Consider the following 12,058-nt stretch of genomic DNA (forward strand, 5'->3'; position numbering starts at 1 on the left):
GAGGTTTGAATGTCTCGTATTGGGAAGAGGCCGATAGCGAATCCTGAAAAGGTGTCTGTCAGCATAGATGGGGATGTGATCACGGTGCGTGGACCGAAGGGGGAACTCACCCGGCAGCTTCATCCGAAGGTCAGGGTCGAGATCGGCGAGGATGATATCCGTGTCAGCGCTGCCGACGATTCACGCGAGGCCCGTTCACTGCATGGGTTATATCGTGTCCTGATCGACAATATGGTGACGGGTGTGACCAAAGGCTTCGAGAGGGCGTTGGAGATTGTGGGCGTCGGCTACCGTGCGGAGTTGAACGGGCGTGTGGCTGTTTTGAGCCTTGGATTCTCTCATCCGATTCATTTTGAGTTGCCGGACGGGATAGATGCGCGGATCGATAAGACCAAGATCGTTTTGAGTGGGATAGACCGAGAGAAGCTCGGCTTGGCGGCAGCCAAACTCCGCAATTTTCGACCCCCTGAGCCGTATAAAGGCAAGGGCGTTAAATATGCCGAGGAGCAGATCAAGCGGAAGGCTGGAAAGGCCGGCGGAAAATAGGGGCGATTCAACTGGCCGTTGAGGCGCCGGATGGACAATGCCTTCCTGATGCGTCCTTTTTGGAAAAATTTCGGGCAAGAGGTTGATTAGATGGGATCTGTAAGCAGGGCCGAAGCTAGAAGGAGAAGGCAGAGGCGGGTTCGGAGAAAGGTGCTGGGGACCTCGAAGAGGCCGAGGCTGTGTGTCTTTAGAAGCGCGAGGCACATTTACGCCCAGATCATCGATGATTCGACTGGAAGCGTGCTCGTTCAGGTGTCGACTGTGTCGAAGGAGCTCAGGGAGAGGCTGCCGCAGCCGAAGGGAAACATCGGCGAGGCCACTGTGGTTGGCTCCGAGATCGGGCTGAGAGCGCTCGAAAAAGGCATCCGCAAGGTAGTATTCGACAGAAACGGTTTTCTGTACCACGGGCGGGTAAAGGCTCTGTCCGAAGCCGCACGTGGTCAGGGGTTGGAGTTCTAGGCGGCTTTTCTTTCAGGGCTCGCGCCCTCTATGCAATCTGTCAAATATATTGGGGAGAGTGGCATTGTTCAAAGAAGAAGAAAAGGAACTGATTGAAAAGGTCGTGCACATCAACCGTGTAGCGAAGGTCGTCAAGGGTGGGCGGCGGTTCAGCTTCAGCGCGTTGGTGATTGTCGGCGACGGCAGAGGGACCGTGGGAACTGGGTTAGGGAAGGCCAATGAGGTTCCCGAGGCGATCAAAAAGGGCGTCGAGAGGGCGAAGCGGGATATGAAGAAGGTTTCGCTGCTGAATACTTCCATCCCTCACGAGATCGTCGGGCAATGGGGGGCCGGGCGGGTCCTTTTGAGGCCGGCGAGGGCCGGAACAGGTTTGATCGCCGGCGGCGCGGTGCGAGCGGTTCTCGAGGCTGCCGGGGTGCAGAATATTCTGACGAAATGCCTGGGCTCCCATAATCCGCATAACATCGTCCGGGCGACGGTCGTCGGGCTGCGCTCGCTCCGGGGACCGGAAGAGATCGCACGGAGAAGAGAAAAGACTCCCGAAGAGTTAACGCGCTAGGAACCAGAAGAGAAGGCATACGATGGCAGCAGACACGATCAAGGTAACGCTTGTGAAGAGCGGCATCGGGAAGGACCGCAGGATGCGGGAGACCCTGAAGGGGCTGGGGTTGACGCGGCTCCACAAAACAGTGGAGTTGAAGAATACCGCCGCGATCCGAGGCATGATCAGCAAGGTCTCGTTTCTTGTCAAGATCGATTAGGCATTTAGGAATACGCTATGAAATTGAATGAGTTGAAGCCCGCAGAGGGATCGAGAAAGAAGCGCAAGAGAGTGGCGAGAGGGCCGGGATCCGGCCATGGGCAGACGGCATGCCGCGGCAACAAGGGGCAGTTGTCGCGATCAGGGGGTGGGGCCAGCCCGGGGTTCGAGGGTGGACAGATGCCGTTGCAGCGGAGATTGCCGAAGCGCGGTTTCAAGAACCCCTTTAGAACGGAGTACGCGGTTGTCAATCTTGAAGCCCTGAACCGCTTTGATCGTGACGCGACCGTTGATGTCGAGACTCTTCAGCAGGCTGGGCTTCTTCGCAAGGATCGCGCGGGAGTGAAGCTGCTTGGCAACGGGGAGTTGAACCATCCGCTCGTGGTGCGTGTCCATCGTGTGAGCCGGACCGCAAAAGAGAAAATCGAGGCCATTGGCGGCAGGGTAGAGGTTATTTAGCGCGGGGAGGAGTGCGTTGATAGGCGGCTTTCAGAACATCCCCAAGATTCCTGAACTGAAAAAGCGGATCCTCTTCACGCTGATGTTGCTGGCGGTCTATCGTCTTGGTTGCCATATTCCGACACCAGGGATCGACGGCACGGCACTCGCAGCGTTCTTCAGTTCAAAGCAGGGGACGCTATTTGGTCTTTTTGACATGTTCTCCGGGGGGGCATTGAGCCAGATGTCCGTTATGGCACTTGGCATCATGCCCTATATCAGCGCCTCCATCATTATTGAACTGCTTTCCGTCGTGATTCCTTATCTGGAAAAGCTCAAGAAAGAGGGGGAGCAGGGTCGGAAGAAGATCGTGCAGTACACGAGGTACGGCACGGTCGTGCTCAGTGTCATACAGGGTTTTGGGATCGCCGTTGGGCTGGAGAGGATGTCAAGCCCCGGCGGCGCGATGGTGGTGCCGGCAGGGGGCTGGGGCTTCCGCATCATGGCGGTCGTTACCTTGACGGCGGGGACTGCGTTCCTGATGTGGCTTGGTGAGCAGATAACGGAGAGGGGAATTGGCAACGGGATTTCGTTGATCATCTTTGCCGGCATCGTGGCCGGACTGCCCGTTGCTGTAGTCAATACGTTCCGCTTGATGGGGACGGGAGAGATCGCGCCTTTCTTCATGATCCTTTTGTTGGTTTTTATGATCGTGGTGATCGGGGTGATTGTTTTTGTCGAGCGTGGACAAAGGAGAATACCGGTTCAATATGCCAAACGGGTCGTCGGGCGGCGCATGTACGGCGGACAGAGCACGCATCTGCCATTGAAAATCAATACGGCTGGAGTTATCCCCCCGATTTTCGCATCGTCGATCATCATGTTTCCAGCAACGATTGCTAACTTTCTGAACGTCGAGCAGTTGCCGTGGCTGCAGGGGATCGTGAACACCCTTTCTCCCGGGCACGTTGTGTATACGCTGATATACGTTGCCTTCATATTCTTTTTCTGCTATTTTTACACGGCCGTACACTTCAACCCTGTTGATGTCGCCGACAATATGAAGCGGTACGGTGGTTTTATCCCTGGTATCAGGCCCGGGAAGAACACCGCCGAATATATCGACCGAGTCTTGACCAGGATCACGTTTGCAGGCGCAGTCTATGTCTCTCTGATATGCATACTGCCGGAGATACTGATTTACCGGCTCAATGTGCCGTTTTATTTCGGGGGGACGGCGTTGCTGATTGTTGTTGGTGTGGCGATGGATACGACGAATCAGATAGAGTCTCACATGCTGACGCGCCATTATGAAGGATTTATGAAAAAGGGGTTCGGGAAGGCGCGTTAACTCTGAAGATGTGCAGCCTGACACGGGGGGCCTAAGAAGGGGTATGGCGAAAGAAGAGGCGATTGAGGTTGAGGGGACTGTCATTGAGACGCTTCCCAACGCCATGTTCAGGGTTGAGCTGAAGAACGGACACAGAGTCTTGGGCCATATCTCAGGGAAGATGCGTATGCATTTCATAAAAATACTGCCTGGGGATACGGTTGTGGTCGAGTTGTCGCCATATGATCTCAGCAGGGGCCGCATTGTTTACCGTGGACAGAAGTAGCCGGAAGCAGGACTGAGGAAGGAAATCAGATCATGAAAGTCAGACCGTCGGTAAAACGTATTTGCAAGAAGTGCAAGATCGTCAAACGGAAAGGTGTTGTGCGTGTAATTTGTGAGAACCCGCGGCACAAACAGAGGCAGGGTTGAAGCATGTGTTGAAGCAGTGTAAGGGACGGCTTTGTGCTGTTTCACCGTTGCATTTACCACTCGGTTAGAAAAAGGAGTTTGAGATTGGCTAGAATTGCTGGTGTCGATTTGCCCAAAGGGAAACGAGCCGAAATCGCCCTCACCTATATTTATGGCATCGGTCGCACGTCGTCCCAGAGGATTCTCTCCGAAGCCGGGATCGATTGGGATGTCAAATCGGATGATTTGAGCGGTGAGCAGGTGACTCAGATCCGTAAGGTCATCGATGAACACTACAAGGTTGAGGGTGATCTGCGGCGTGAAGTGTCCATGAACATCAAGCGGTTGATGGATCTTGGCGCCTATCGTGGTTTGAGGCACAGGAAAGGATTGCCCGTGCGTGGGCAAAGAACGAGTACGAATGCCCGGACGCGCAAAGGTCCCAGACGTGCCGTGATGGGGAAGCGAAAGAAATAACGATACGAAGGGTGCGAGATGGCTAAGACCGCTAGGAAAAGAGGAAAGGTCAAGAAGGAGAAAAAGAACGTCCCCACCGGGGTGGTGCATATCCAATCTACGTTCAACAACACCATCGTTACGGTTACCGACCCCGATGGGCGGGTCATTGCCCAATCGAGTGCGGGAAGGTCCGGATTCAAGGGATCCCGGAAGAGCACCCCGTTCGCAGCCCAACTGGCGGCGAAGGACGCCATCCGGCAGGCAATGGATCAAGGTATGAAAACGGCTGAGGTTCGCGTCAAGGGGCCTGGCGTGGGTCGTGAGGCTGCGTTGCGCGCTTTGCAGGTCGAAGGCTTCAGTGTGAACATGATCCGTGACGTGACGCCCATCCCGCACAACGGCTGCAGGCCTCCGAAAAGGCGCAGGGTTTGAGATATATGGACCTGGCTGATCCCTAAAGGGTGGTATGGGGTTTCAGCATGGGATCTAGAGAAGATAACGTAAGCGATTGATGAGGAGGGGCTGTCTTGGCCAGATATTGTGGCTCGTCGTGCAGATTATGTCGGCGGGAGAATCTGAAGTTATTCCTGAAGGGTGATCGATGTTACAGCGATAAGTGCGCCTTCGAGAGAAGGCCTTATGCGCCTGGGCAGCATGGACAGCGGCGTGCCGGGAAATATTCCGACTATCGTACGCAGCTGCGTGAGAAGCAGAAGGTGAAGCGTATCTATGGCGTGCTCGAGAAGCAGTTTCGAGGATATTATTACCGGGCTGATCGCCAGAAGGGAATTACAGGCGTGAACCTCCTCATGAGCCTTGAGTCGCGGCTCGACAATATCGTATACAGGATGGGATTCGCCAGTTCGCGCACGCAGGCGCGGCAGCTCGTGAGACACGGCCATTTTCTCGTGAACGATCGAAAGGTTAACATTCCTTCCTATCAGGTGAAGGCGGGGGATGTAGTCAAGGTGCATGCTGAGAGCCAGAAGGTTCATCAGATTGTCGATGCGATGGAGACTGTACTGAGGCGTGGCATCCCGAACTGGGTTGATGTAAATAAGAGCGATTTCAGCGGGACGTTGAAGTCTCTGCCCAACCGTGAGGATTTGACCATGCCGATCCAGGAGCAGCTGATTGTGGAGCTGTACTCGAAGTAAGGGCACGGCAAGGTCCGGTCGGAAGCTGGATAGGATGTTCCGTGCTCGAGAAAAAGCTTCGGAACCTTTGCATAAGATAAAATGGGGGAGACCTCTTGGTGGCTCTAAAAAGCAAGAACTGGCGGGAACTGATCAAGCCCCGGCGGATTGAGATCGATCCTGAGACATATGGGACCTCGTACGGGAAGTTCACATGTGAACCGCTGGAGAGAGGTTTTGGCATTACCATTGGAAATTCCTTAAGGCGAATTCTGTTGTCTTCGCTGCAGGGAGCCAGTATCGTAACGGTCAAGTTCGAGGGGGTGCTGCACGAGTTTTCCACTATTCCTGGTGTGTATGAGGACGTAGCCGATATTATCCTGAATCTGAAGGAGGTCAATCTGAAGCTTCTGGAAGGTGAGGAGGCTGTTGTCCGGCTTTTCCGGGAGGGGGATGGGAAGGTAACGGCCGGTGATATCGAAACCGATGGGCTTGTCGAGATCATGAATCCCGAGCAGCATATTGCCAGCCTCAATAGTGAAGCGCGGCTGGATATGACCATGGTTGTTCGGACCGGGAAGGGATATGTGCCCGCTGAGCGGAACAAGGGGCGTGATGACGAGATTGGAGCCATTCCGATCGACGCGATTTTTTCGCCTATCGAAAAGGTGAATTATGTGGTCAGCAATGCACGGGTCGGGCAGATTACCGATTACGACAAGCTGACGCTCGAGGTTTGGACGGACGGTAGTATTTTACCTGAAGACGCGGTTGCATATGCGGCGAAGATTCTGAAAGAACAAATGAATCCGTTTATCAACTTCGAGGAGGAGCCCGAGCCGGTCGAGGAAGAGATTGAGGAGCGGGAAGAGAAGCTCAATGAGAATCTTTTCAGGCCCGTCTCCGAGCTCGAGTTGTCCGTTCGGTCTGCGAATTGCCTGAAGAATGCGAATATCCGGCTTATCGGGGAACTGGTTCAGAAGAGCGAAGGCGAGATGCTCAAGACGAAGAATTTCGGGCGCAAATCTTTGAACGAGATCAAGGCGATTTTGGAAGAGATGGGCCTTTCGTTGGGGATGAAGCTGTCGAGTTTCCCAGATGTTTCGGAGCTTGAGTTGCCGGATGAGGAAGATGGAAAGGAAGAGGGTGAGGACGAATGAGGCACAAGAATTCAGGGAAACAATTGAGTCGAAACTCCAGCCACCGGCGCGCGATGCTGCGGAATATGGTGACTTCCCTGTTTGCACATGAGCAGATTCAGACGACGGACGTAAAAGCGAAGCAGATCCGGCCGATCGCCGAGAAGATGATCACGCTTGCCAAGCGCGGTGATTTGCATGCGCGCAAGCAGGCGATCGCCTATCTTCAGGAGGCGCGTGTGGCGCACCGGCTTTTCGAAGAGCTCAAGGGGCGATTCACGGACCGGCAGGGAGGCTATTTGCGGATCATCAAGGTTGGCACCCGTAAAGGGGATGGCGCACCGTTGTCCATCGTTCAGCTTGTGAATATGAAGGAGAAGGTCAAGGGTCAGGCGAAACAGGACTGATTGCAGCCCTGTCCGACGCCCTGTTGATTTGGAGGGCAGAAGGGGAGATCCACTCGCATGATTGCTGATGGGTTTACAACAGAAACCTCCTTGCCGCACGACGGTAAGGGGGTTTTTTTTGAGAGGTTCCAGTGAGGAAATTCAATCATAAGGATCTTCTCGGCATGGGTCAGCTGTCTGTCGACGATATCCAGCTTATTCTGGATACGGCCGATTCATTTAAAGACATCTCTCTGCGTGAGATCAAAAAGGTTCCGACGCTCAGAGGCAAAAGCGTCGTGAATTTTTTCTATGAGGCCAGCACCCGGACGCGAACTTCCTTCGAGGTCGCCGCCAAGCGCCTCAGCGCTGACACGTTCAGCCTCACCGCGTCGGCCAGCAGCATGGTCAAAGGAGAGACACTGCTCGACACCGGTCGCAATCTGCAGGCGATGAGCCCCGATGTAATCGTGATCCGCCATTCGTCGAGCGGAGCACCGCATTTGCTTGCAAAGGGTGTAAAGGCGTGTGTCGTCAATGCTGGGGACGGCATCAACGAACATCCCACTCAGGCCCTTTTGGATTTGTATACGATCCGCGAACGAAAGGGGCGTATCAGGGGGTTGAACGTGGCCATTATCGGGGATATTGCGCACAGTCGTGTCGCCCGGTCCAATATGATCGGGTTGACGAAGATGGGGGCAAATGTGACGATTGGCGGTCCCCCGACGATGATTCCCGTCGGAATGGAGGCCTTTGGGGTGGAGGTGGTCCCTGACCCCCGAAAGGCGATCCGGGAGAAGGATGTCGTGATGATGCTGAGGATTCAGCTGGAGCGCCAGCGAAAGACCCTTTTCCCCAGCCTGCGCGAGTATTCCGCGGCCTTCGGGCTTGACACCGAGGCCCTCAAATCCGCGAAGCCTGACTGTGTAATCATGCACCCCGGTCCGATCAACCGCGGCGTTGAAATCTCCTCGGAGCTTGCTGACGGGCCTGCATCGCTGATACTGGATCAGGTTGCCAACGGCGTTGCGGTTCGTATGGCCATCCTTTATCTTTTAATCGGAGGATCGAAGGCGGATGCTGTGGATAAAGAACGGACAGCTGGTTGATCCCATCAAAGGGGTAATGGAGCAGCTTGACCTCGTCATCGAGGACGGGCGGATTGCCCAGCAGCCGCCGCGCGGTGTTTTCAAGCCCGAGGGGGAGCAGATCGAGGTCATCGATGCGGCCGGCAAAGTGGTTGTACCGGGACTTCTGGACATGCATGTGCACCTGCGCGAGCCCGGATTTGAATACAAGGAGACGATTGCGAGCGGGACGCTGGCGGCCCTGGCGGGGGGCTTCACCGGAGTTGCCTGCATGCCGAATACATCTCCGCCGAACGACTGCCGTGCGGTGACCGAGTTTATTCTCAAAAAGGCGGCCCTGGCGGGTTTTGCCAGGGTCTATCCGATTGCCGCTATCAGCGTCGGTCAGAAAGGTGAGATGCTGACGGATTTCGGCGATTTGAAAGAAGGTGGAGCTTTAGCGGTTTCGGATGACGGGTTTCCGGTCGTCAGTAGTGAGCTGATGCGGCGTGCATTGGAATATGGCCGGTATCACGGGCTCATGGTCATATCGCATTCGGAGGATCGCACTCTGAGCGGCGACGGGGTGATGCATGAAGGGTTCGTTTCCACGCGGATCGGCCTCGCGGGTATACCGGATGCGGCTGAAGACATCATGGTCTACCGGGAGATCTCACTGGCTCGGTTGACAGGGTGTCCGGTTCACATCGCGCATGTGAGCACGGCGACCTCCGTCGAATTGATCCGAAGGGCTAAAGAAGAGAACCTTCCCGTCACCGCGGAGACCGCCCCGCATTATTTCAGCCTGGATCACAACGCATTGCGGGGCTACGACACCAATGCCAAGGTGAATCCGCCCTTGCGGGCGCTCAAGGATGTGGAAGCTATCAAGCGCGGGTTGGCCGAGGGGGTCATCGACGTGATTGCGTCCGACCACGCACCGCACAGTGTTCTCGAGAAGGAGGTTGAATTCGACAAGGCGGCTTTCGGGTTGATCGGCCTCCAGACCACGCTGTCTCTTACCCTTGAGTTGGTGCGGGAGGGTGTGCTCGGTCTGCCGGAGGCGATCGCCAAGCTGTCGCTGCGCCCATCGAGGATCCTCGGACTCGGAAGCGGGCATCTCGAGGCGGGTTCAATCGCTGATCTGGCCGTGATCGATCCGGATGTCGAGTACGAATTCAAGGCTTCGGATGTCCTGTCCAAGAGCAAAAATTCGCCGTTTATAGGCAGGGTTCTCAAAGGCCGGAGCGACTTGACCCTGATGGGAGGCAAGGTTGTCTGGCGGCGGATCCCATAGAATCCTGGTTGTGGATGATGACAGGAGCATGCGGGAGTTCCTGGAGATCATGCTGATTCAGGAGGGCTATCTGGTCCAGCTCGCTGAAAGTGGTGAGCATGCCTGCCGGATCCTGGAAGAGGAGGGCTTCGACCTTGTCATTACGGACATCCGTATGAAGAACATCGACGGGATCGGTGTGCTGAAAAAGGCCAAGGCTGTTCAGTCCGGTGCAGTGGTGGTCCTCATCTCCGCCTTTGCGACCGCCGAGACGGCTGTCGAAGCGATGCGCGAGGGTGCCTATGACTTTGTCCCCAAGCCTTTCAAAATCCGCGATTTTCAGCGGATCATCCGAGAGGGCCTCGAATCCCGCAAAACTGCTGCCGCATCGGGCTCCGCCTCACCAGTCTTCGAGTCAGGATCGTCCACAGAGGGCCTCCATTTCGGCTGTCTGATCGGCGAAAGCCCCGAGATGCGGAAGGTATACGGCCTGATCGAACGCGTCGCCAGGACCAAGAGCAATATTTTCATATCCGGAGAAAGCGGCACAGGCAAGGAGTTGGTCGCCCGCGCTATACACCGCATGAGTGAGCGCCGTGAAAAGGCCTTTGTGGTCATCAACTGTGCGGGGCTTCCCGAGAATCTGATCGAGAGCGAGTTGTTCGGTTACAGAAAAGGGGCCTTTACGGGCGCCATGGCCGACAAGCAGGGCTTGTTCGATGTGGCCCACGGCGGCACGGTCTTTCTGGACGAGGTTGGAGAGTTGAGCCCCGCGATCCAGGTCAAGCTCCTGCGGGTCATACAGGAAAGGACCTTCACGGCTGTAGGCGGAACGGAGGAAAGGACCGTTGACGTCCGTTTTGTTTCCGCCACCAACAAAGATCTCGAAAACGCCGTCATTGAAAAGCATTTCCGTGAAGATCTCTACTTCCGCCTGAATGTGATCCGGATCCCGATGCCCCCACTCAGGAAGCGTGAAGGGGATCTTCCTCTCCTCGCTCAGTTTTTCCTCGAGCGGTTTTCCCGTGAATTCGGGAAGGAGATCAGGAAGATCTCGGCCTACGCCATGGACATCCTGGCAGAGTACCCCTTTCCTGGTAATGTCCGGGAGTTGGAGAATATCATCGAGCGCAGCGCAGCCCTCGAGACCTCCAATATCGTGCTTCCGGAAAGCCTGAGCCTTTCCCACCTGGCCTCCAGCGGGACCCCCCGCGAAAACCGCCGCCGCCTGGACCTCGGGTCCGAAGGCATCGACCTGGACAAAGCCATGGCCGAGATTGAACGGGATTATATCCTGAAGGCCCTCAATCTTGCCCAAGGCTCCAAACAGCGCGCTGCAGAACTTCTCGGCGTCAACATGCGCTCTCTCCGTTACCGCATGGAAAAGCTGGGGTTTTGACGGCTCGAAGCCTTCGAGTGCTGTCCCTGGATGCTGCAGGCCGGTCTACCGCATCGTGGTTGCCTCCTTCCTGAACTGATTATCCAGCACAATGAAGTTTCCGATCCGGAAAGGAGCATTTTCGCGATGTCCCGTAGATCAGGCCCCTGCGCGGAAGCGATAGGCAGGGTCCCCACAGACAAAGGTGCAAATTCACGCGGCAATCCCCAAAGGCGACGATTTCCGGGTGGTAGATGCATTTACCTGGCAAATCGAATCAAACACCCGATGACATGCTGCCTTCATATTCGACAGATCATTCTATCTTAAGCATCGAGCCCGAAAAAAGGATTCCTGCCAATTTTTGGTACCACTGTGACAAAAATTGGCAGGAATCACAAAATTTTGTGCGTGGTACGGCAGTCTTTATCCGCTAGGGGAACGTTCCCAAATGGCTAACTATAAGGTAAGACGAAGCTAAAGCCACAGCAGCATCGAAGTGATGCCAAAGCAGGCATATTCCTTGCTATCTCATAGAGCAGCGCAATCATGACCATCCAGGGTAAGAAAGCCAACGTCATTTGTTCAAGGAAATGCCTAAAAACCGTCAAGACGGTTTGATAGATGTGAACAGACAGGCGAAAGGAGGTGATGGTCGACCGCCGATCACATTGTTTGGCACCAGGCTGCTTTGAGCACACCATCTTATCGTTAAAAAAGGAGACGGACCATGCTGCAGAAAATGAGAAAGAGAATGGAAGGTTTTACCCTGATCGAACTGATGATCGTCGTCGCCATCATCGGAATCCTCGCCGCAATCGCTATCCCCAACTTCCTGAACTACCAGTGCAAGGCGAAGCAGTCCGAGGCGAAAACCCTGCTCGGAAATATTGCGACCGCAGAAGAGGCTTACTTTACTGAATACGATACCTATAAAGGTGTTTTAGGAGCTATAGGGTTTGCCAGTAAGGGTGATGAGCGGTATAATTATTCTGTGTCAGCAAGTGCAACTGCATTCACAGCTACAGCCACAGCTATAGATAACAAGGGTCCGGAAGATTCTGCTGGTAACCTGGATACATGGACTATTACTGAAGATCGCATATTGACAAATACCCAAAATGCATGTCAGTAAGAAAACGATTTCCTAGCTGCATTTCAAATCCATCTTGCCAAATCCCAGGTTTAAAGAGGATAGCGTTGTCAGTGCTGCTAATAACAATGATTTGATTTGCATATATAACATTTTTGAGGCTAATCAGCCTTCCAA

17 protein-coding genes are annotated in these 12,058 nt (G+C 54.7%); all 17 read left to right on the plus strand.

Annotated elements, in window-relative coordinates; translation table 11 throughout:
• Positions 1-9 precede the first annotated feature (9 nt).
• The 17 genes from rplF to ACZ500_RS23585 all read left to right on the plus strand — a co-directional run bounded on the left by rplF (position 10) and on the right by ACZ500_RS23585 (position 11,923).
• Positions 10-546: a 50S ribosomal protein L6 gene (rplF, locus tag ACZ500_RS23505; RefSeq protein WP_464229850.1), complete on the plus strand. Its 537-nt coding sequence runs from the start codon at positions 10-12 to the stop codon at positions 544-546.
• A 90-nt stretch (positions 547-636) separates the two neighbouring features.
• Positions 637-1,005: a 50S ribosomal protein L18 gene (rplR, locus tag ACZ500_RS23510; RefSeq protein WP_464229851.1), complete on the plus strand. Its 369-nt coding sequence runs from the start codon at positions 637-639 to the stop codon at positions 1,003-1,005.
• A gap of 64 nt (positions 1,006-1,069) precedes the next feature.
• Entirely contained in the window at positions 1,070-1,564 is a 495-nt protein-coding gene (gene rpsE / locus ACZ500_RS23515; RefSeq protein WP_464229852.1) for a 30S ribosomal protein S5, read from the plus strand.
• A 22-nt stretch (positions 1,565-1,586) separates the two neighbouring features.
• Entirely contained in the window at positions 1,587-1,766 is a 180-nt protein-coding gene (gene rpmD / locus ACZ500_RS23520; protein WP_464229853.1) for a 50S ribosomal protein L30, read from the plus strand.
• Positions 1,767-1,783: 17 nt separating this feature from the next.
• Complete coding sequence (gene rplO, locus ACZ500_RS23525) at positions 1,784-2,224, plus strand: 50S ribosomal protein L15 (RefSeq protein WP_464229854.1); 441 nt, start codon at positions 1,784-1,786, stop codon at positions 2,222-2,224.
• A gap of 16 nt (positions 2,225-2,240) precedes the next feature.
• Entirely contained in the window at positions 2,241-3,554 is a 1,314-nt protein-coding gene (secY, locus tag ACZ500_RS23530) for a preprotein translocase subunit SecY (protein ID WP_464229855.1), read from the plus strand.
• 43 nt (positions 3,555-3,597) lie between these two features.
• A complete protein-coding gene (infA, locus tag ACZ500_RS23535) occupies positions 3,598-3,819 on the plus strand; it encodes a translation initiation factor IF-1 (protein ID WP_464229856.1) in 222 nt (73 codons plus the stop codon).
• A 32-nt stretch (positions 3,820-3,851) separates the two neighbouring features.
• Positions 3,852-3,965 carry a 50S ribosomal protein L36 gene (gene rpmJ / locus ACZ500_RS23540; protein ID WP_464229857.1) on the plus strand — a complete coding sequence of 38 codons (114 nt, stop codon included), beginning with the start codon at positions 3,852-3,854 and terminating at the stop codon, positions 3,963-3,965.
• Positions 3,966-4,049: 84 nt separating this feature from the next.
• Positions 4,050-4,421, plus strand: a complete 372-nt coding sequence (rpsM, locus tag ACZ500_RS23545) for a 30S ribosomal protein S13 (RefSeq protein ID WP_464229858.1) — start codon at positions 4,050-4,052, stop codon at positions 4,419-4,421.
• 18 nt (positions 4,422-4,439) lie between these two features.
• The gene (rpsK, locus tag ACZ500_RS23550; protein WP_464229859.1) at positions 4,440-4,835 is read left to right on the plus strand and encodes a 30S ribosomal protein S11; all 396 of its coding nucleotides are present in this window, start codon (positions 4,440-4,442) and stop codon (positions 4,833-4,835) included.
• Positions 4,836-4,930: 95 nt separating this feature from the next.
• A complete protein-coding gene (gene rpsD, locus ACZ500_RS23555; RefSeq protein ID WP_464229861.1) occupies positions 4,931-5,560 on the plus strand; it encodes a 30S ribosomal protein S4 in 630 nt (209 codons plus the stop codon).
• A gap of 95 nt (positions 5,561-5,655) precedes the next feature.
• Positions 5,656-6,699 (plus strand): DNA-directed RNA polymerase subunit alpha, encoded by a 1,044-nt coding sequence (locus ACZ500_RS23560; protein WP_464229862.1) that lies wholly within the window; start codon positions 5,656-5,658, stop codon positions 6,697-6,699.
• Complete coding sequence (rplQ, locus tag ACZ500_RS23565) at positions 6,696-7,085, plus strand: 50S ribosomal protein L17 (RefSeq protein WP_464229863.1); 390 nt, start codon at positions 6,696-6,698, stop codon at positions 7,083-7,085. The genes ACZ500_RS23560 and rplQ overlap by 4 nt, the downstream gene beginning before the upstream one ends.
• 164 nt (positions 7,086-7,249) lie before the next feature.
• Entirely contained in the window at positions 7,250-8,176 is a 927-nt protein-coding gene (locus tag ACZ500_RS23570; RefSeq protein WP_464229864.1) for an aspartate carbamoyltransferase catalytic subunit, read from the plus strand.
• Entirely contained in the window at positions 8,145-9,431 is a 1,287-nt protein-coding gene (locus tag ACZ500_RS23575; protein WP_464229865.1) for a dihydroorotase, read from the plus strand. The genes ACZ500_RS23570 and ACZ500_RS23575 overlap by 32 nt, the downstream gene beginning before the upstream one ends.
• Positions 9,409-10,809, plus strand: coding sequence for a sigma-54-dependent transcriptional regulator (locus tag ACZ500_RS23580; RefSeq protein ID WP_464229866.1), 1,401 nt, complete (start codon positions 9,409-9,411; stop codon positions 10,807-10,809). The genes ACZ500_RS23575 and ACZ500_RS23580 overlap by 23 nt, the downstream gene beginning before the upstream one ends.
• 709 nt (positions 10,810-11,518) lie before the next feature.
• Positions 11,519-11,923, plus strand: coding sequence for a type IV pilin protein (locus ACZ500_RS23585; RefSeq protein ID WP_464229867.1), 405 nt, complete (start codon positions 11,519-11,521; stop codon positions 11,921-11,923).
• Positions 11,924-12,058 lie beyond the last annotated feature (135 nt).

The sequence above is a fragment of the Desulfatiglans parachlorophenolica genome (genome assembly GCF_055394735.1).

Coding starts and splice junctions, on each gene's coding strand:
- rplF (WP_464229850.1), top strand. CDS start 10: ATGTCTCGTATTGGGAAGAGGCCGATAGCGAATCCTGAAAAGGTGTCT.
- rplR (WP_464229851.1), top strand. CDS start 637: ATGGGATCTGTAAGCAGGGCCGAAGCTAGAAGGAGAAGGCAGAGGCGG.
- rpmD (WP_464229853.1), top strand. CDS start 1,587: ATGGCAGCAGACACGATCAAGGTAACGCTTGTGAAGAGCGGCATCGGG.
- rplO (WP_464229854.1), top strand. CDS start 1,784: ATGAAATTGAATGAGTTGAAGCCCGCAGAGGGATCGAGAAAGAAGCGC.
- infA (WP_464229856.1), top strand. CDS start 3,598: ATGGCGAAAGAAGAGGCGATTGAGGTTGAGGGGACTGTCATTGAGACG.
- rpmJ (WP_464229857.1), top strand. CDS start 3,852: ATGAAAGTCAGACCGTCGGTAAAACGTATTTGCAAGAAGTGCAAGATC.
- rpsK (WP_464229859.1), top strand. CDS start 4,440: ATGGCTAAGACCGCTAGGAAAAGAGGAAAGGTCAAGAAGGAGAAAAAG.
- rplQ (WP_464229863.1), top strand. CDS start 6,696: ATGAGGCACAAGAATTCAGGGAAACAATTGAGTCGAAACTCCAGCCAC.
- ACZ500_RS23570 (WP_464229864.1), top strand. CDS start 7,250: ATGGGTCAGCTGTCTGTCGACGATATCCAGCTTATTCTGGATACGGCC.
- ACZ500_RS23575 (WP_464229865.1), top strand. CDS start 8,145: ATGCTGTGGATAAAGAACGGACAGCTGGTTGATCCCATCAAAGGGGTA.
- ACZ500_RS23585 (WP_464229867.1), top strand. CDS start 11,519: ATGCTGCAGAAAATGAGAAAGAGAATGGAAGGTTTTACCCTGATCGAA.